Genomic DNA, 18669 nt, shown 5'->3' with positions numbered 1-18669 from the left:
AACAAAGAGGCTCTTTGTTCAATAACCGTTACTTTAGATGGCGTGTCCTGTTTTAACAATAGCAAGCGTTTTAACAATGACTTGGGTCAAAACAGCGACCTGAGTCATGGTTTTTAGATTAGTTTATACAGTGTGGCTTATGTGGGAGGAAATGTAGAGATGGAATGGTTGATTATCGTGTTTATTATGCTGTTTGTAATTGCGCCGGTGATGTGGCTAAAGCCTAGCCCGCGTCAAAAACGCCAGCAGGCGCTGCGCACTCAAATCGCCAAACAGGGCGTCAGTATCAAGCTGGAAAAGCCGCCACTACACCATTTTAGAGGTACCATGCCGGCTTATCGCTGGCACTATCCCCAGGAAGGACCGGGCCCTGATTTTCTATTGGTAAGAGACAGCAATGCCAGTGAAGCCTTAACGCCATTTCATGCTGGCTGGCGCTGGCGGATTGCCCCCTTGCGGCCTTTACCCGATTCCGCTACAGCAGCGTTAAAAACACTACTTGAACGCTTGCCGCAAGACGCCTTGGTGGTGCAGTCAACGCCCTATGCATTGACGCTTTGGTGGTGGGAGTCGCAAACCGCGGAGCGATTCGCGACCTATCTACCCGAATTTCAGCAACTGCAGGAGGCGTTGCGTGGCCGTGCCGACCAGCCTTTCAGCCAGCCGTTAAAGGGCACTGAGCAGGCGTCATCCACAGTCAGCGATCAAGATGCCGGATTATCCTGATCCCGTGCTTGTATCGCCAAGCCGTTTGCCTCGATCACTGCCAACCATTCGTTGAGTTGTTCGAGGTTCTCCTCGCTTAAGCCAGCGAACATCTCTTTGCGCGCTTGTTGCGCAACGCTGTCGATCTGCTCCAGCAGCGGCATAGCGGCAGGGGTAAGATAAATCCGCTTGCTGCGACGGTCGTTGTCGCAGGCTCGGCGTTCAACTAGGCCTTGTTCTTCGAGCTGGCCCAGGGTGCGCACAAGAGAGGGCGCCTCAACACCAATCACACGGGCGAGATCGCACTGCGGATGGCCTTCGCCAAGACGCCACAGGTGATATAGCGTCACCCAGCGTGTTTGGGTTAATCCCAGCGGCGCCAAGCGGCGATCCAAGATGGAGCGCCATAAGTGGGGCAAGCGTGCGATGCGAAATCCAATCGTTGAAGCCATAGGTAACTAGCTGCCAATAAATGTGAGTAGTCGAATTGTCATAAGCTACGCCGCTGAATGCAAGGCGCTTAACCCTTCAATCTTCCGGTCGCGCCTCTTCATCGTTAGGGCTACCCGGCACAAACCGCCGTAAGTTTAATCCACTTAGACCACTGGCGCGTATCTCTCCATCTGCCAGCGTGGCTTGCTGAGCATCGTCTGAGACCTCAAAACGTATTAATCCCAAGCGCTGGCCCGTACCTGTCATGATATCAATGCGCCAATCGCCAGTAGGGTCTTCGGGAAAGTTTTGCTTGTGGCTCCATGCGCGGTAACCCTGCTCGCGTCCACCGTCGATATTAAGCTCCACAACATCCATTGGCACACCATTGTGATGCCAGGCATGGGTAATAGTTTCACTTAATCCCCGCGGTGCCCGAATAGCGGTGTAAACATAAAGGCCATTTTCGCTGATGGCTTGTGGCGTTAACGCCATCGAGCCTTGAGGCAGGCGCTGCTCAACATTAAAACCAGGAGAGAGCGCGCTACTGGTCATCCAGAGACTGGCAGGCGGTACCCATATACGTCCCAGCCAAGCTCCATAGGCGAGTAGCAGCGTCAACACAAAAAAAGCGCACCAGCGTTTGAGCGAGCGCTGCTTAAGCAAGTGCCAAAAACTTGGCAAGGCCACCAAAATGGTGATCCCCAGGGCCAGTAGCAGGCTCTGGCCGGTGGTAAGGTGCACCATGATGGGGAGTGTGACCAGTAGTACCAGGAAGACACACTGGGCATGAAAGACGAAATAGAGACTGCGCCAGCGCTCCGCGACTTTGAAGTAGAGCGGATCGATAATCGACAGTATTGCCATGCCGCCCACCAGCAGCGCAAACAGCGTTTGCCCGCTATTCCACACCGTGGTGACTAAGATAAACGGCAGGGTGAAGAAAAGTGTCTCCTGGTGAATCATCTGGGCAATAAAAGTGGTTACGCCCCGAGGTGGCGTGGGGTGACCCCGGCGCGACAACCAGCGGCTGATCAAGCCTTCCGAAAGCAGTAGCGTCCAGGCAAACAGTAATCCCAGCGCCAGCGCTGCGCCTAACCACTGCTGGCGATCAACTAAAAAGAAGCTGCTTAGCCCGGCAGCAAAGGCCATTGGTGGCCAAAGCCAGCTCCAGGGCTTGAGGCGTTCGACAATGCGTTCAATTCGCTGCTGAATGGCTTCAATACGTGAAGGCGTGAGCAGTGCGCTCATAACAAGATAACCTGCAAAGTAAAAGGAAGCGCGATTCTAACAGGCTGTCAGGCTTAACGCTGATCTACTGCAAATCCATGCTTCTGGCGGGATCGGTTACATTCACTCAGACGGCGCTCTATGAACGGATGCCGGAGAGCGCTGGTCTCACTAAATGAGTAAATTAGCCAAAAGTCTGGGCTTGACGTTATCAGGCAACTCAACCAAGCTAAGGCAATCAAACGACCGTATGAAAGTCGTGTGGAAGCCGTATGAGAAATGTGGCGGGTTCTCTTTTCAGAGCCAGCCCGAAAATGTGGAGAGAGCGCGGATGATCTATCAAGGCAACGCCATCACGGTGACACGTCGTGACACCCCGAGTGGCAATGATATCGCAATGCTCACTTTCGATCTGAAAGATGAGTCCGTCAACAAGCTTTCCAGCGCGGTGGTCGCAGAGCTGAGCGAAGCAGTAAAAGCCATTCAAGCTGAAAATAGCTTAAAAGGTTTACTTATTGCGAGCGGGAAAGATGTGTTTATCGTGGGCGCCGATATCACCGAGTTTCACAGTCTATTTGATAAAGGCGAAGCCTACCTTGAGGAGATGAATCTCAAGGTTCACGATATTTTTAACGCTATTGAAGATCTGCCGTTCCCTACCGTAACAGCGATCAATGGTCTGGCGCTGGGTGGCGGCTGCGAAGTATTGCTGACCACTGATTTTCGCGTGATGGGCGAGAAAGCCAAGATCGGCCTGCCAGAAACCAAGCTCGGCATTCTGCCCGGTTGGGGCGGCTGTGTACGCCTGCCGCGCATTATTGGCGCCGATAATGCCATCGAGTGGATTGCCGGTGGTACCGAAAACCGTGCCGATGCCGCGCTAAAAGTGGGCGCCGTCGACGCGGTGGTGACGGACGAACAGCTGGAAGAGGCCGCGCTGGATATTCTTGACCGTGCCAATGCCGGTGAGCTGGATTACCAGGCCCGTCGTGCTGAAAAGACCAGCCCGCTGAAGCTCAACCCGATTGAGCAGATGATGGCGTTTGAAACGGCGAAAGGCTATGTCGCCGGTAAAGCGGGGCCTCATTATCCGGCGCCGGTAGAAGCGATCAAAGTGATTCAGAAAGGCGCTGGCGAAGAGCGTGGCCGTGCCCAGGCGATTGAAGCCAAAGCCTTCGCCAAGCTGGCACTCAGCAGCGTGGCGTTCAACTTGGTGGGTCTGTTCTTGAACGACCAAGTGGTCAAGAAAAAAGCCAGCAAGTATGAGAAGCAGGCGCAGCCGGTGAAGCAAACGGCCGTGCTGGGTGCGGGTATCATGGGTGGTGGTATCGCTTATCAGAGTGCCTCTAAAGGCACGCCGATTCTGATGAAAGATATCAAGGATGACGCCATTGAACTGGGCCTGAAAGAAGCCCGTAAGCTATTTGCCAAACAGGTGGAGCGCAAAAAGCTGACCACCGAGCAGATGGCGGAGAAGCTGACTAATATTCGCCCGACGCTCTCCTACGGAGATTTTGGCAACGTCGATCTCGTCGTCGAAGCGGTGGTTGAAAATCCCAAAGTCAAAGACGCCGTGCTTACCGAAGTGGAAGGTATGGTGAGCGAAAATACCATTCTCACCTCGAACACATCGACGATTTCCATCAACCGCTTGGCGCAAAACCTAAAGCGGCCTGAAAACTTCTGCGGCATGCACTTCTTCAACCCCGTGCACCGCATGCCGCTGGTAGAAGTCATCCGTGGTGAGAAGACCTCGGATGCCGCCGTTGCTGCCACCGTGGCCTACGCCAGGGCAATGGGCAAAACGCCGATTGTGGTTAACGACTGCCCAGGCTTCTTGGTCAACCGGGTGCTTTTCCCCTACTTTGGCGGCTTTAGCTTCCTGGTTGAGCAGGGTGCTGACTTCCAGCACGTTGATAAGGTGATGGAGAAGTTCGGCTGGCCCATGGGTCCGGCCTACCTGCTGGACGTGGTCGGCCTGGATACCGCCGTTCACGCCAATGAAGTAATGGCGGAAGGCTTCCCTGATCGTATGGCTCGCGACGGTAAAACCGCCATTCAGGTCATGTACGACAACGACCGTTTAGGCCAGAAGAACGACAAGGGTTTTTACGCCTACGAAGAGGACAAGAAGGGTAAGCCGAAGAAAGTCACCGACGAAGCGGCTTACGCTTTAGTTAAAGAGGTGGTGAAAGAGCATAAAGAGTTTTCCGACGAGGATATTATCGCTCGCATGATGGTACCACTCTGCTTGGAAACCGTGCGCTGCCTGGAAGATGGCATTGTGGCCACGCCAGCCGAAGCCGATATGGCGTTGATCTATGGCATCGGCTTCCCGCCTTTCCGTGGTGGTGCGCTGCGCTACATCGACGCCATGGGCGTTGCAGAGTTCGTCAAGCTGGCGGAAGGGCTAGCTGAGGAGTTGGGCCCGCTATACGCGCCCACCGACAAGCTGCGTCAGATGGCTCAGAACAATGAGCAATTCTATTCCAGTGACAACTCTGCCACCCAGGCCTAACCACCACGCACAGGAGATATAAGATGAGTTTGAATCCGAGAGACATTGTGGTGGTAGACGGTGTTCGTACCGCCATGGCGAAAGCCAAAAATGGTGCTTTTCGTAATGTTCGCGCAGAGAATCTCTCTGCTGCAGCTATGCAGGCGCTGTTTACCCGCAATCCTAATCTAGATCCTTCTGAAGTGGATGATGTGATCTGGGGCTGTGTGAACCAGACACTCGAGCAGTCGATGAACATTGCTCGTAATGCGGCGATTATGACCGGTATTCCGCGCTCGGTGCCCGCGCAAACCGTTAACCGTTTGTGTGGCTCTTCAATGACGGCGCTGCATATCGCCGCCGCCAATATCAAAGCGGGTATGGGCGACTTCTTTATCATTGGCGGCGTTGAGCACATGGAGCACGTACCCATGGCTCACGGCGTTGACGTTAACCCCGCCGCCAGCAAATACGCTGCTAAAGCGGCGATGATGATGGGCCTAACCGCGGAGCTGCTGGGTAAAATGCACGGCGTTTCTCGGGAAGATCAGGATAAATTCGGCGTACGCTCTCACCAGCGCGCCCAGGCGGCCATGGAGAAGGGCTACTTCGATAACGAAATTATCGGCGTCGAAGGCCACGATCAACGCGGCTTTAGAGTCATGGTTCAGCGTGATGAAGTGATTCGCGGTGACGCTAGCCTGGAGTCTATGGCGAATCTGAAGCCGGTGTTTGACCCGCGCAACGGTACGGTCACGGCGGGTACCTCCTCGGCGCTCTCCGTGGGTGCCTCGGCAATGGCAGTGATGAGCTACGAGCGAGCTCAAGCGCTGGGCTTAGAGCCTATTGCGAAGGTGCTCTCTACAGGCGTCGCGGGTTGTGATGCGTCGATCATGGGCTATGGCCCGGTACCTGCATCTAAGAAAGCGTTGAAAATCGCTGGCCTTTCCGCGGCGGATATTCAAACTGTTGAGCTTAATGAAGCCTTCGCCGCTCAGGGGATTCCGGTATTGAAAGATTTAGGCTTCTTGGATTCGCTAGATGACAAAGTTAACTTGCACGGTGGCGCTATTGCGTTAGGGCACCCGTTAGGTTGTTCGGGCTCGCGTATCTGCACCACGCTGTTGAACGTTATGCAGCAGCGCGATACCACCCTGGGCTTGGCAACCATGTGTATTGGTATGGGGCAAGGTGTAGCGACGGTGTTTGAACGCTTGAAATAATCACCTAGCTTTTTATTGCTTTAAATCGGCAATCGGCATTGCAAAACGGCACCGCGATGAACTGCACCCCAAAAGTTGGACGCTCATCCAACGATTGGGGTGTTTTTCATGACGAAACATAATGAAGCGTTCAAGTTACTAGTAGTGCAACGCTACGCAGAAGGACAGCAGGGTTACAAGAGTCTGGCCAGACAGTACGGTCTTGGCCCTACAACCGTCAGGCGTTGGGTTAAACACTTTGAACAGCATGGTCTAAGTGGCTTGCAGAAAAAGTTCACCCACTACAGCGCTGAGTTCAAATTAGCGGTGTTGCAACAGATGAGGCAAGAGGAGCTATCAGCCTTACAAGCGACGACTCTGTTCGATATTCGAGGTGGTACGAGCGTCGTACGACAGTGGGAAAGCCAGTATCATGAAGGAGGCTTCCAAGCGTTGGAGCCTAAAGCCCGAGGACGTCCGACGAAGATGCCTACAACAGAGCCCCCAAAGCCCCCACTTCCACTGACGGATAAGAGCTCGCTGGAGCAGCTGCTCCAAGAGAATGAGTACTTGCGTGCTGAGGTGGCCTACCTAAAAAAGTTGAGGGCCTTGCGTCAGGCAAAAGAACAAGCCGCGCAGAAAAAGCGCAGATAGTCCTTGAGCTGAAGCAAGGCCACCCTTTGGCGGTGCTGCTAAAAGTAGCAGAATTGTCGCGTAGTACGTTCTATTATCAGGCAAGGGCTCAGCAGTTGGAAGATCGGCATGCTGGTCTGAAGCGACGCATTCACGTCCTCTACGAGCATCACAAAGGCCGCTACGGTTATCGCCGAATCACAGCAGCGTTGCGTCAGTCGGGCGAGCAGGTCAACCATAAGACAGTCCAGCGCCTAATGCAGCATCTAGGCTTGAAGTCGCTGGTACGCCCGAAGAAATACCGCTCCTATCGTGGACAACAGGCCAGTGTTCCCAATCTTCTTGCCCGCCAGTTTCATGCTGAACGACCCAACCAAAAGTGGGTAACCGACGTCACGGAGTTTAATATCCGAGGCGAAAAGCTGTACTTGTCGCCTGTGATGGATCTCTACAACGGGGAAATCGTGTCCTACTCAATGCAGAAACAGCCGCAGTACTCGCTGGTAGGGGGGATGCTCAAGAAAGCCTTGGCTAAGTTGGCCGACCAAGACGCGCCTTTACTGCATTCTGATCAAGGCTGGCAATATCAGATGTCAGCTTACCGGCGTAAGCTCAGCGAGCATGGCGTGATTCAGAGCATGTCACGTAAAGGCAATTGCCTGGATAATGCCGCAATGGAGAGCTTCTTTGGTACGCTGAAGTCAGAATATTTTTACCTGAACCGCTTTGACACCATTGAGCAATTACAGGCGGGCATTCGGCACTATATCCATTACTACAATCACGAGCGGATTAAGACCAAATTAAAAGGCCTGAGTCCGGTGCAGTACCGAAATCAGGCCTTGGCTGCTTAGTTTTTCACTGTCCAAGTTTATGGGGTCAGTTCACGAGGTGCCGTTTTTATGAGCAGCGAAATTATTCCGATTGAAAAGCCGTGCGGTGGAAATCCGCCGCGGCTTGGACTTCCGCAATGCCGCAGGTATCGGGCACAGGCACGGTGTTGCCCGCCAATACGGCAAGTACGGCTCTAGTGCCGTTGGACAGTGACTCCAGGTTGTAGCCGCCCTCTAATACGAACACTAAGCGGCCATCGCAGTGTTGTTCGGCCAGTTGTTGCAAGAAACCGGTCAGTGCGCCAAAACCCTCATAGGAAACGTTTAAGGCCAAATCGTGCCAGTGGGGGTCAAACCCTGCCGAAACTAAAATAATGTCGGGCTTAAACCACGCTGCGGCCGGAGCAAGAATGTCACGAAATGCCTTGAGAAACGCTTCGTCGCCAGCGCCAGCCGGTAACGGAACATTGATGGTGGTGCCTTCAGCTAAACCGGCGCCCACTTCTTCCAGATGGCCTGAGCCGGGATAGAAGGGTGCTGCGCGGTGAATATCGAAAAACATTACGTCCGGCTCTGCCCAAAAAATATCCTGGGTGCCGTTGCCGTGATGGGCATCCCAATCAACAATCAGCACTCTTTCGCAACCCAGCGCGCTGCGCGCATGGGCTGCGGCGACCGCTACATTGTTGAATAAACAAAAGCCGCGGGCGCGAACGGGCTCTGCGTGGTGCCCTGGCGGGCGCACAAGTGCAAAGGCACTTTTAGCGCGCTTCTCCATGACCGCTTCTACTGCGGCAATGGCCGTTCCCGCGGCGACTTCGGCGGCATCGACGCTACCCGGTGAGACCGCTGTGGTATCCACATCCAACCAGGCATTTTTCCCGCGCAGGCTAAAAATATCGCTTAGATAGGAAGTGGTATGCACCCTGGCGAGTTGTTCATGGGTGGCTGCTTTGCCACCTTCAATGTGCAGGCCCGCAATGGGCGCTTTCTCAAGCAGGTGCTGAATGGCTTTCAAGCGGCCGGGGTGCTCGGGGTATTTCCACGGCACAGGGAGCCCTGCAAGCAGATGTCGAATGCGCTTATCGATCCGTTGAGGTAGAAAGTCGGCGTCAATATTGGGCTCGTGAGCGAGCACCCGATCATCATAGAAAGCAATGACTTTATGCATAATGGCTACCTAATGTACGTGCGTTAAGTAACAGCAGTAAATTCAAGCAAGTACTGCCGCCCTTTAATCGCACAATGGGCACGAAATGCTTATCTACAGTAAGGCAGGCTAGGCGAGGTTATACAATATCACTCTCAAACCATGTCACTTTCAAACAATGCCACTCTCAACACTAAACGCTAGGGTCATGCTGAGCTCTTCTACCTGATCTGCAAATGAGGGCTGCCACTCGCCGCGCAAAATGAGCGGTGGCTGTACCCATCGCCAGCGTAAGCCAGTGACGATGCTTTCTACTGCGCGTTGGGTGCCCGTGCCATCGTGCCCCGCGCGAATATAGAGCGCGCAGGGTAATCCCTGTTTCTTTTCAATGACAGAATAGTAGCTGCGATCAAAAAAATCCTTGAGGGCGCCGCTCATATAACCCAGGTTTTCTGTGGTGCCGAGCAGAATCGCATCGCAAGCAAGCACGTCGTCTGGTCCAGCTTCCAAGGGCGCTTTTACCACACAGTGCACCTGCTCAAGGTCGGAATGACTCGCGCCCTGGAAAGCCGCATCACGCAATAAGCGGGTATTCGCCGAAGGGGCATGGGCAACAATTAATAGCTGTTTTTTGAACTCAGATGTCATAGCCGTAGCCTAAATAAGCAGTGAATATGTAAAGGTTTGCGACTAGTACTGAAAATGCCACACTGCTTCAGTGTCGTTAATTAAAGAGGCTATATGCCCAATAATACCTCTATCAATGTCTTTTACGATGCGCAGTGCCCGCTGTGTCGTAAAGAGCGCCGCCGCTATGAGCGCTGGTCGGGGCAGCATGCCGCTGATATCGCTTGGCTTGACGTGAGTGAACATCACCAGGTGCTACAGCAAAAGGGCGTCGATCCCGAGATAGCGCTGCGTTCCCTGCATATCGAAACGGAATCAGGGCAATTGGTGGAGGGGATCGATGCTTACCGTTTATTAATGAAGCGTATTCCCTTATTGGTGCCGGCTGCCTGGATCATTGGTCTACCGGGCATTAAATCGGGCTTGCGGGCGCTTTACGATGTCTGGGTTAAGCGCCGCCTGAAGAAACAAGGCCGGTGGAGTTGTTAGACTGGGAGTGAAAGACACATTAGATAGACCAAGGAGATAAAACATGGCATTTGCACTTTCATCGATGCAGGTTACCAGCTCGGCGTTTGCTGACCATCAGGCGATCCCTGCCAAGCACACCGGGGAAGGTGAGGATGTTTCGCCGGCACTTGCTTGGCAAGACGCTCCCGAGGGAACCCAAGGGTTTGCAGTGATCTGCCACGACCCGGACGCGCCGTTGGTCAAAGACGGTAGCTATGGCTTTGTCCACTGGGTGCTCTATAACTTACCCGGCGATATTCAGGAATTAACTGAAAAGACGGCGGCGGGCACCGTCGGCGCAAATGATAAAGGTGGTACTGGCTATTGTGGCCCGATGCCGCCAGAAGGGCACGGCAAGCATCTTTATTATTTCTGGGTGCTGGCGCTGGATCATCAAACCTCCCTCCCTGAAGGGCTCACGCTGGCTGAGCTGCTCAAAGAAGTAGAGCCGAACCTGCTAGGAATGAACCGTTTGGTGGGTACTTACCAGCGCGATTGATCTAGCCTCTGGCTGGACATTTTGCGTAACCCGTGTAGGCTCCATCGCTTTCTAACCGTGGTGATGGAGCCGTCTGATGAGTGACCTGCCTAACTGTCCTGCCTGTGCCTCTGAGTTTAGCTACGATGATGGCCTTCAATATGTCTGCCCAGAGTGCGGCCATGAGTGGTCAAAAGTCGCAGAAGAAGAGGGCGCTGATGAGGTTTCAGGCGTGCGTGATGCCAACGGTAATATGCTCGCCGACGGTGATAGCGTAACGGTGATCAAGGACTTGAAGGTTAAGGGAAGTTCACTGGTGGTTAAAGTGGGCACCAAAGTGAAAAGCATTCGCTTAGTTGAAGGCGACCACGATATCGACTGTAAAATTGACGGTATCGGCCCGATGAAGCTTAAATCCGAGTTTGTTAAGAAAGCCTAGCGCTAAAGCAGATCGTTAAAAAAATAGCCCCCTGGCATTGACCAGGGGGCTATTGATTTATCTAGCCTAACGTTTATTACGCAGTCGTATTAATCTGCGTACCTACGCTGCCGCTGGTAGCCAGCTGTGGATCTAAAGCAACGCTATCCATCAGGGCGGTGATTTGCGCTGCCTGGCCGTCTAATGCCTCTTTAAAAACCCCGAACTGAGCCTGTTGGATCGCTTGCGCCTGCCTCATATCCAGCGTTGCATTTACCATGTTGTTAGCTGCTACATCCATAGTCTGCCTCCTCCAAATATCGGGATGCCTCATACAGTAGGGGCATCTAATACGTTCTGACGCTATCAGAGTCGGCTACTCAATGCAAAGCAGCAGATACAGAAGTAATAGCTTTCCTAAATGATAATGATTGTTGTTTTTGATGCTATCAGCGCCGAACGTGCCGATATTTTGCGTAAATTGCTATCCATTTTGCTCAGGGGCTTCACATCAAATTTATACAGGACTAAAATGGTACTCAATTGACGTGGCGACCATTTGATTTGCTGCGTACTGATGACATAAAGGGAGTCGACATGCTTAAGCTTTCTCGGCTGACAGACTATGCCGCGGTGGTCATGGCGCAAATTGCCCGCCATTCCCAGGCGTCGCATGCAGCGGCAGAGTTAGCAGAGGCCGTGCAGTTGCCCCATCCGACGGTGAGTAAAACGCTCAAAATGCTAGTGCGGGCAGGGCTGCTGGTTTCTCAGCGTGGCGCCCAAGGCGGTTACCGCCTGGCCCGGCCCGCATCGCAGATTACTGCCGCCGATATTATTGCGGCGATTGAAGGCCCCGTCGCCATGACCGAGTGCAGCCAAGCAGAAGGCGATTGTGAGCTTGTGGCTACCTGCGGTGTGGCAGACAACTGGCAGCGGGTCTCCTTGGCCATGCGTACTCTGCTAGAGAGCGTGACCCTGGCGCATCTGGCTGATACAGCGCCGATTAAGCTGCCAGTACAACTGCCTATTCAAACGATCAGCCTGTCGGCGGCGTCGGCCTAACGGCGGCGCGAGTACAGCAGGCCTAATTTATTATTAAAGGCGATGACCTCGCCACCCAACTGCCCGGAGGGTATCACCATGGCAAGCGAAGAAATGGAACAGTTGGTTCGTCGCGAATACAAAGATGGCTTTGTAACCGATATTGAGAGCGACACCCTGCCACCTGGCCTGGATGAAAACACCATCGCCTTTATCTCCAAAAAGAAGGGCGAGCCGGAGTGGATGCTGGAGTGGCGTCTGGATGCCTACCGCCAGTGGTTGAAGATGGAAGCTCCTTCCTGGGCGCATCTCGACTATCCGCCGATTGATTACCAATCGATCTCCTATTTCAGTGCGCCGAAACGCCCGGAAGACCGCCCGCAAAGCCTGGATGAAGTGGATCCCAAACTGCTGGAAACCTATGAGAAACTGGGTATTCCGTTGCACGAACGCGCCGCGCTGGCAGGTGTTGCCGTCGATGCGGTGTTTGACTCCGTTTCGGTCGCCACTACCTTCAAAAAGCAGCTTGGCGAAGCAGGGGTTATCTTCTGCTCCATTTCTGAAGCCATTCGCGACTACCCGGAACTGATCAAACAGTACTTGGGCACGGTCGTTCCCGTGGCGGACAACTACTTTGCCGCGCTGAACTCAGCGGTGTTTACCGATGGCTCCTTTGTGTTTGTGCCAGAAGGCGTGACTTGCCCGATGGAGCTGTCTACGTACTTCCGCATTAACGCGGCCAACACTGGCCAGTTTGAGCGCACGCTGATTATTTGCGAAAGCCGTGCCCAGGTCTCTTACCTGGAAGGCTGTACGGCTCCAATGCGCGATGAGAACCAGCTTCACGCCGCGGTGGTCGAGCTTGTCGCCCTGGACGACGCCTATATCAAATACTCCACCGTGCAGAACTGGTACCCCGGTGATGAAAATGGCGTAGGCGGTATCTATAACTTCGTCACCAAGCGCGGTGATTGCCGTGGTGACCGTTCACGGATTAGCTGGACGCAGGTAGAAACCGGCTCGGCGATTACCTGGAAGTACCCCTCCTGCGTACTGCGCGGCAAAGACAGTATCGGCGAGTTCTACTCCGTCGCCGTTACCAATGGTCGCCAGCAGGCCGATACCGGCACCAAGATGATTCATATTGGCGAAGGCACGCGTTCGTATATCGTCGCTAAAGGTATCTCAGCGGGCAGGAGTGACCAATCCTATCGCGGCCTGGTGAAAATTGGCCCGCGGGCCAAAGGGGCGCGTAACTTCACCCAGTGTGACTCGCTGTTGATAGGTGATAAGTGCGGTGCGCATACTTTCCCTTATCAGGAAATTGGCAATAGCACGGCGACCATTGAGCACGAAGCGACGACCTCGAAAATCGGTGAAGACCAGCTGTTCTACTGCCAGAGCCGCGGTATCTCTGAAGAGGATGCGGTCAGCATGATTGTTAACGGCTTCTGTAAGGATGTCTTCCAAGAGTTGCCCATGGAGTTTGCCGTTGAAGCCGAAGCGCTGCTCAATGTGACCCTGGAAGGCGCGGTCGGCTAACCGCTGCCCATTTATTCCAATTAATTATATTAGTGTCGCCGTGGCGACTCGCCAGAATCAGAAGGTAATCAATATGTTGCAAGTGAATGATTTACACGTCTCCGTCGAAGGTAATGAAATCCTCAAAGGCTTGACCCTGACCATCAAGGCGGGTGAAGTGCACGCCATTATGGGGCCGAACGGCGCGGGTAAATCGACGCTATCCGCGGTGATTGCCGGTAAAGATGGCTACGAAGTTACCCAGGGCACGATTACCTTTGAAGGCAAAGACGTGCTCGAAATGGAAATTGAAGAGCGCGCCCAGGCTGGCTTGCTGTTGGGTTTCCAGTACCCGGTCGAGATTCCAGGGGTTAAAAACATTTACCTGCTGAAGTCTGCGCTTAATGCCCAGCGCGTAGCCCGCGGCGAAGGCGAAATGCCAGCGCCGGAGTTTATGAAGCTGGTGAAAGAGAAGCTTGGTTACATGAAAATGGACGCTAGCTTCCTACAGCGCGCCGTTAACGAAGGTTTCTCAGGCGGCGAGAAAAAGCGCAACGAGATCCTGCAAATGCTGGTGCTTCAGCCGAAGCTTGCCATGCTCGATGAGATCGACTCCGGCCTGGATATCGACGCCATGAAAGTGGTCGCCGATGGTGTCAACAGCCTGCGCGCTGAAGACCGCGCCATTCTGCTGGTCACCCACTACCAGCGTCTGCTGGATTACATCGTGCCAGACCAAGTTCATGTACTGGTCGATGGCCGTATTGTCAAAACCGGTGACGCCGAGCTGGCCAAACAGCTGGAAGCCAATGGGTACGAAGGTATCGAGGAGTCTGTGGCATGAGCGATACGCAAACCTTTTTAGACACGCTGAAGGCGCGCAGCTCGAACTACACAGCGGAACCGACCTGGATTGCTGCTCGTCGCCAGGCGGGTGCTGCACGTTTTGAGGCGCTGGGTTTTCCTACGCGTCGCGATGAAGAGTGGAAGTACACCGACGTACGTTCGATTGCCCAGGGCAACTTTGCAATAGCCGACAACGCTGAGTTCTCTCCGGCCACCGCCGCGGCGCTAACGCTGCCGATTGATGCCTACCGGCTGACCTTCGTGGATGGCGTTTTCTCATCGGCGCTCTCTGATTTGGATTCACTGCCGTCAAGCGTTCAGGTATTACCGCTTTCCAAGGCGCTAGCAGAGAACCACGAAGCCGTGGGTGGCCCGCTTGGGCGCCTAACCGGGGTGGATTTTTCGCCCTTCGCCGCGCTAAACACGGCGTTTATGGAAGAGGGGGCAGTGGTTCGCATTGCACCGGGAACAGTGGTTGAGAAGCCCATCCTGCTGCAGTTTCTGTCCCGCGCAGGCCAGCCGGTGATGTGTCACCCGCGGGTGCTGGTGGAGGCAGGAGGCCGCAGCGAGGCGACGCTGATTGAGCACTACACAGGTGAAAGCGAAGCGACGAACTTCACCAACGTAGTTGGCGAGCTGATGCTAGACCGGGGCGCGATACTGGCCCACTACAAGCTGCAAGAAGCGCCGTTGGGTGATTTGCACGTGGCGAGCATTCACGTAGAGCAGGGCCGCGATACGCGCTATACCTCCTATAACCTGAGCCTGGGCGGTGCGCTGGTGCGCAACGATCTGATCAGTGACTTGAACGGCCAGGGCGCTGAAACCAACTTCCTGGGTCTGTTCTTTGGTCAGGGTCGCCAACACGTCGACAACCATACCAAGGTCAACCACAATGCGCCGCTGACGTTCTCCAATGAGAACTACAAGGGCATTCTGGATGATCGCGCCCACGGGGTGTTTAACGGCAAGGTCTACGTCAAGCGCGATAGCCAGAAGATCGAAGGTTTTCAGAGTAATCAAAACCTACTGCTATCGGATCGCGCCCACATTGATGCCAAGCCTGAGCTTGAGATTTACGCCGATGACGTTAAGTGCTCACACGGCACGACTACGGGCCAGCTAGACGAAGAGGCGATTTATGCGCTGCGTACCCGCGGTATCGATGGAGCCACCGCTCGCGGTCTGCTAACGCTCGCTTTCGCTGGCGAGGTGTTGGACAAAGTCACCCTGGATGCGATTGCCGAGCGCGTTGAGTTAGCGGTCGCCGGTAAGCTGCCAGAGCGCTTCAACCTTGCCGGGCTTGTCGAAGCGGCGGTTTCACTTAACGACTAGCGCCACTACCCAATCAGGAGCGTCTGATGCCACATTCCGTTATTGAGCCAACGCACAGCCCTTTGCAATCGAGTTCTTTGCAAACAAGCCCTGCGCAAGCGACCTTTGATGTTATGCGCCTGCGCCAGGACTTTCCGGTGCTGGCCCGTGAGGTGCACGGCAAGCCGCTGATCTATTTAGATAATGCGGCCACTAGCCAAACACCTCAGCAGGTGATTGACGTGTTTAGCGATTACTACTCGCGCTATAACGCCAATATTCACCGCGGGCTGCATACTCTCGCCGATGAGGCGACGGCGGCGTTTGAAGGCACGCGCCACCGGGTTAAGGCGTTCCTTAATGCGGAAGATGCGCGTCAGATCATCTTTACCCGCGGCACCACGGAAGCGATTAATCTGGTCGTGCATAGCTGGGGGCGTGCAAATCTTGCACCTGGCGATGAGGTGTTGATTTCGATGTTGGAGCATCACTCCAATATTGTTCCCTGGCAGCTGTTGGCCGCCGAGATTGGCTTTACTATTAAGGTGATTCCCGTTGAGGCCAACGGCGCGCTGGATATGGCTGCCTATCGCTCGCTGCTGAGTGAGCGCACTAAGCTGGTGGCGGTGAACCATGTCTCTAATGCTCTGGGAACCATCAACCCGGTGCAAGAGATGGCAACGCTTGCCCATCTGCAGGGTGCGCTGATTCTGATTGATGGTGCTCAGGCAGCACCTCACCAAGTGGTCGATGTGCAGGCAATCGATGCTGACTTCTATGCCTTCTCTGGCCACAAAGTGTATGGGCCGACAGGCGTTGGTGTGCTCTACGGCAAGCAGGCGCTGCTTGAAGCGATGCCGCCCTGGCAGGGGGGCGGGGAGATGATCAGTACGGTCTCCTTTGATGCGGGTACCACTTTTGCCGCTATTCCGCATAAGTTTGAAGCGGGCACGCCCGCTATTGCGGAGGTCATTGCCCTGGGTCGAGCGCTTGAGTGGATGGAGAGCATTGGCATAGATGCCATCGGCGCCTGGGAAGGCCAACTGCTCGATCACGCTACCCAGGCGGTCGGTCAAATCGATGGTCTACGTATTTTAGGCACTGCGCCGGATAAAGCGGCCGTTCTTTCCTTTATTGTGGAAGGGGCGCATTCGCAAGATATTGGCTTGCTGATCGATCAGCTTGGCGTCGCTATTCGTACCGGTCACCACTGCGCGCAGCCCTTGTTGCATCATTTTGGGGTCGACGCGACGTGCCGCGCTTCATTTGCTGCGTATAATACCCTCGAAGAAGTGGATCGCTTTGTAGAAGCACTCCAACGTGTCATTGGTATGGTGCGTTAAGGTCGGTTCTTTAAGAATCGTCATTTAAGGACAGTTATGGATCTTGAGCAAGTTGCCAGTCTGGAACGTGGCCAACAGTTACCGCTCCAGCGCGATGTGGAAGCCATTGCCATTCCGTTTGGCAGTACGGAAACACTGGCTGAAGATAGCGTTGTTAGCGTTATGCAGGCGAAAGGCAGTACGGTAAGCGTCGGTTTTGAGGGGCGCCTCTATTTGATTGAGGGGCAAAACCTGGATGCCCTGGGGCTTGAGTCGCTACCGCGTCCTACGCTGCCCGAAACGGCGACCGAGGAGGAGATCGAGCAGTTCGTGTGGGATCAACTGCGCACCTGCTTTGACCCGGAGATACCGGTCAATATCGTTGACTTGGGGCTTGTCTATGGTTGCCGCATCGAGCGCCTTATCAGTGGTGAGCGTATGGTAACTATCCGCATGACGCTGACCGCCCCTGGATGTGGGATGGGCGATGTGATCGCGGCGGATGCGCGCAATAAGATCCTCGGTGCGCCGCAGATCAGCAAGGTTCACACCGAAATAGTTTTCAGCCCGCCCTGGAGCCGTGACATGATGAGTGACGAGGCCAAGCTTGAACTCGGCATGTTCTAACCCCGGCTGGGGAGCTGGATGCATAACGTGTTATTAACGTGGTCGAAGCGTTTTTTAATGTCGCTAGGAGCACTGTTGCTGCTGGCGACATTGCTGTTTATAGGCGGCAATTTTTGGGTGCTCGCGACTACCGCTGCATACATTGAGCGTCAGCCGCAGCAGTGTCATCCAGCAGAAGTGGGGATTGTCTTCGGCACGTCTCACTGGACGCGTAGCGGGGTGCGAAACCCGCACTTCCATGCGCGCATGCGAACCGCTGCTACTTTAATTGAGCAGGCTCAGGTCGAGCATCTTTTGCTCTCTGGGGATAATCGTACCCAGGCGTATAACGAGCCGCGCGCAATGTGGCGCGAGCTGTACCGACGCGGTGTCGCGCCTGAACAGCTGACCATGGATTTTGCTGGTTTTAGCACCTACGACACGCTAGCGCGTGCCCGGGACGTTTTTCAGCTGGATAAAGCCCTGCTGATCACCCAGAGCTGGCATCTTCCCCGCGCGGTATTTATTGGCCGTGCGCTAGGTATCGATGTCACTGGCTGTGTGGCGGATGACCCTACCGTAGCAGTGGGGTGGCGTTTAAAGCTGCGCGAGTGGGCAGCGCGCGTAGCCACCCTGGGCGATCTCTATGTATGGGGGAGGGAGCCCTATTTTCTCGGTACGCCTGAGCCCATCGAATTACCCAGGCGGACGCCCATAGACCTTATTCTGCCATCACTAAACGAGCGCTTTAGCCCTCCATAGCCCTTTGACCAGGCCCTTGAGCATAGAGGTCCTGAGCATAGATAGCTTAAAGCCCCTAGCAGCGTGCCTATAGGGCGTTAACGGTGGGTTTTGCGCTTTTGCAGCGCATACAGCTCGCGGATAAGCTTACGGCATCCCTGCATGCACTCTTCTACCACCGGTTCAATTGGATCGGGTAACGGGTGGGTATACAGTGAGGAGAGCGCCTGCATTAATACACGCTCTTGCTCCAATAGCTCATTGATGAGTACTTGGCTATCGTTGCCGACAAAGCTTTTTAGACGGCTCCACAGCCATAAAAAATCATCGCGCTCAACGTCTGCATCCCGGGGCAGCATTTTTAAATGCGCACGGGCCAGATCCTGCAGCTGGCGCATTTGCTTGAGCCGCGCAGCATAATGCGGCTTTAAAGCGTCACGCAGCGACGGGCGCAGGCGTTCAATATTGTCTTGGAAATAATCAATGCTATCGGCCAGCGCTTCCAATACGCTGTCCATCGCCACTTGGCGATTATCGAGAAACATGAGCGTCTACCTCCTTCG

Annotated in this window: 20 protein-coding genes; 14 read left to right on the top strand and 6 right to left on the bottom strand. The window is 54.4% G+C overall.

Annotation, left to right across the window (positions count from 1 at the left end; all coding sequences use genetic code 11):
- Positions 1–159: 159 nt before the first annotated feature.
- Positions 160–726 carry a preprotein translocase subunit YajC gene (locus LMS44_RS14085; protein WP_138801665.1) on the top strand — a complete coding sequence of 189 codons (567 nt, stop codon included), beginning with the start codon at positions 160–162 and terminating at the stop codon, positions 724–726.
- Here the strand turns inward: LMS44_RS14085 and slyA are convergent.
- Positions 705–1157, bottom strand: a complete 453-nt coding sequence (gene slyA, locus LMS44_RS14080; RefSeq protein ID WP_027958888.1) for a transcriptional regulator SlyA — start codon at positions 1155–1157, stop codon at positions 705–707. The two genes, LMS44_RS14085 and slyA, sit on opposite strands and share 22 nt — an antisense overlap.
- Before the next feature lie 76 nt (positions 1158–1233).
- Positions 1234–2388, bottom strand: coding sequence for a DUF5924 family protein (locus LMS44_RS14075; protein WP_009288643.1), 1155 nt, complete (start codon positions 2386–2388; stop codon positions 1234–1236).
- Positions 2389–2698: 310 nt separating this feature from the next.
- On the opposite strand from LMS44_RS14075, the gene fadB reads away from it, so the two are divergent.
- The 3 genes from fadB to LMS44_RS14060 all read left to right on the top strand — a co-directional run bounded on the left by fadB (position 2699) and on the right by LMS44_RS14060 (position 7553).
- Positions 2699–4885: a fatty acid oxidation complex subunit alpha FadB gene (gene fadB, locus LMS44_RS14070; protein ID WP_027958889.1), complete on the top strand. Its 2187-nt coding sequence runs from the start codon at positions 2699–2701 to the stop codon at positions 4883–4885.
- A gap of 23 nt (positions 4886–4908) precedes the next feature.
- Positions 4909–6087, top strand: coding sequence for an acetyl-CoA C-acyltransferase FadA (gene fadA / locus LMS44_RS14065; protein ID WP_233975574.1), 1179 nt, complete (start codon positions 4909–4911; stop codon positions 6085–6087).
- Between the two features lie 108 nt (positions 6088–6195).
- A protein-coding gene (locus tag LMS44_RS14060; RefSeq protein ID WP_223827930.1) for an IS3 family transposase occupies positions 6196–7553 on the top strand; the annotation gives its coding sequence in 2 pieces (ribosomal slippage) (positions 6196–6675 and positions 6678–7553; 1356 coding nt in all).
- 61 nt (positions 7554–7614) lie between these two features.
- Here LMS44_RS14060 and LMS44_RS14055 read toward each other — a convergent pair.
- Both LMS44_RS14055 and LMS44_RS14050 read right to left on the bottom strand, forming a co-directional pair.
- Positions 7615–8703 carry a histone deacetylase family protein gene (locus LMS44_RS14055; RefSeq protein WP_498945439.1) on the bottom strand — a complete coding sequence of 363 codons (1089 nt, stop codon included), beginning with the start codon at positions 8701–8703 and terminating at the stop codon, positions 7615–7617.
- A 150-nt stretch (positions 8704–8853) separates the two neighbouring features.
- Complete coding sequence (locus LMS44_RS14050; RefSeq protein WP_233974532.1) at positions 8854–9330, bottom strand: flavodoxin family protein; 477 nt, start codon at positions 9328–9330, stop codon at positions 8854–8856.
- A 93-nt stretch (positions 9331–9423) separates the two neighbouring features.
- Here LMS44_RS14050 and LMS44_RS14045 point away from each other — a divergent pair, with 93 nt between their 5' ends.
- From LMS44_RS14045 to LMS44_RS14035, 3 genes are all read left to right on the top strand, one after another.
- Complete coding sequence (locus LMS44_RS14045; RefSeq protein ID WP_233974533.1) at positions 9424–9798, top strand: thiol-disulfide oxidoreductase DCC family protein; 375 nt, start codon at positions 9424–9426, stop codon at positions 9796–9798.
- Positions 9799–9841: 43 nt separating this feature from the next.
- Positions 9842–10318, top strand: coding sequence for a YbhB/YbcL family Raf kinase inhibitor-like protein (locus tag LMS44_RS14040; RefSeq protein WP_233974534.1), 477 nt, complete (start codon positions 9842–9844; stop codon positions 10316–10318).
- A gap of 76 nt (positions 10319–10394) precedes the next feature.
- Positions 10395–10736: a zinc ribbon domain-containing protein YjdM gene (locus LMS44_RS14035; RefSeq protein ID WP_233974535.1), complete on the top strand. Its 342-nt coding sequence runs from the start codon at positions 10395–10397 to the stop codon at positions 10734–10736.
- 76 nt (positions 10737–10812) lie between these two features.
- Here the strand turns inward: LMS44_RS14035 and LMS44_RS14030 are convergent, their stop codons facing one another.
- The gene (locus tag LMS44_RS14030; protein WP_233974536.1) at positions 10813–11016 is read right to left on the bottom strand and encodes a putative motility protein; all 204 of its coding nucleotides are present in this window, start codon (positions 11014–11016) and stop codon (positions 10813–10815) included.
- Positions 11017–11312: 296 nt separating this feature from the next.
- Between LMS44_RS14030 and LMS44_RS14025 the strand changes: the two genes are divergently transcribed.
- The 7 genes from LMS44_RS14025 (at position 11313) to LMS44_RS13995 (ending at position 18127) form a co-directional block, all read left to right on the top strand.
- The gene (locus LMS44_RS14025) at positions 11313–11777 is read left to right on the top strand and encodes an SUF system Fe-S cluster assembly regulator (protein WP_022522974.1); all 465 of its coding nucleotides are present in this window, start codon (positions 11313–11315) and stop codon (positions 11775–11777) included.
- Positions 11778–11855: 78 nt separating this feature from the next.
- The gene (sufB, locus tag LMS44_RS14020) at positions 11856–13298 is read left to right on the top strand and encodes a Fe-S cluster assembly protein SufB (protein ID WP_022522975.1); all 1443 of its coding nucleotides are present in this window, start codon (positions 11856–11858) and stop codon (positions 13296–13298) included.
- A gap of 73 nt (positions 13299–13371) precedes the next feature.
- Positions 13372–14121, top strand: coding sequence for a Fe-S cluster assembly ATPase SufC (sufC, locus tag LMS44_RS14015; RefSeq protein ID WP_022522976.1), 750 nt, complete (start codon positions 13372–13374; stop codon positions 14119–14121).
- Positions 14118–15458: a Fe-S cluster assembly protein SufD gene (gene sufD / locus LMS44_RS14010; protein ID WP_233974537.1), complete on the top strand. Its 1341-nt coding sequence runs from the start codon at positions 14118–14120 to the stop codon at positions 15456–15458. The genes sufC and sufD overlap by 4 nt, the downstream gene beginning before the upstream one ends.
- 26 nt (positions 15459–15484) lie before the next feature.
- On the top strand, positions 15485–16780 hold the full coding sequence (locus tag LMS44_RS14005; RefSeq protein WP_233974538.1) for a cysteine desulfurase: 1296 nt from the start codon (positions 15485–15487) through the stop codon (positions 16778–16780).
- 36 nt (positions 16781–16816) lie between these two features.
- Complete coding sequence (gene sufT / locus LMS44_RS14000) at positions 16817–17386, top strand: putative Fe-S cluster assembly protein SufT (protein ID WP_009287114.1); 570 nt, start codon at positions 16817–16819, stop codon at positions 17384–17386.
- 18 nt (positions 17387–17404) lie between these two features.
- Positions 17405–18127 carry a SanA/YdcF family protein gene (locus LMS44_RS13995; protein ID WP_233974539.1) on the top strand — a complete coding sequence of 241 codons (723 nt, stop codon included), beginning with the start codon at positions 17405–17407 and terminating at the stop codon, positions 18125–18127.
- A gap of 77 nt (positions 18128–18204) precedes the next feature.
- Here the strand turns inward: LMS44_RS13995 and LMS44_RS13990 are convergent, their stop codons facing one another.
- Positions 18205–18651: a hypothetical protein gene (locus tag LMS44_RS13990; protein WP_009287112.1), complete on the bottom strand. Its 447-nt coding sequence runs from the start codon at positions 18649–18651 to the stop codon at positions 18205–18207.
- Positions 18652–18669: the final 18 nt, after the last annotated feature.

Source organism: Halomonas profundus (assembly GCF_020865425.1).
GTDB lineage: Bacteria > Pseudomonadota > Gammaproteobacteria > Pseudomonadales > Halomonadaceae > Vreelandella > Vreelandella titanicae.
The sequence above is the reverse complement of the archived record's forward strand: the minus strand, read 5'-3'. Positions and strand labels throughout refer to the sequence as shown.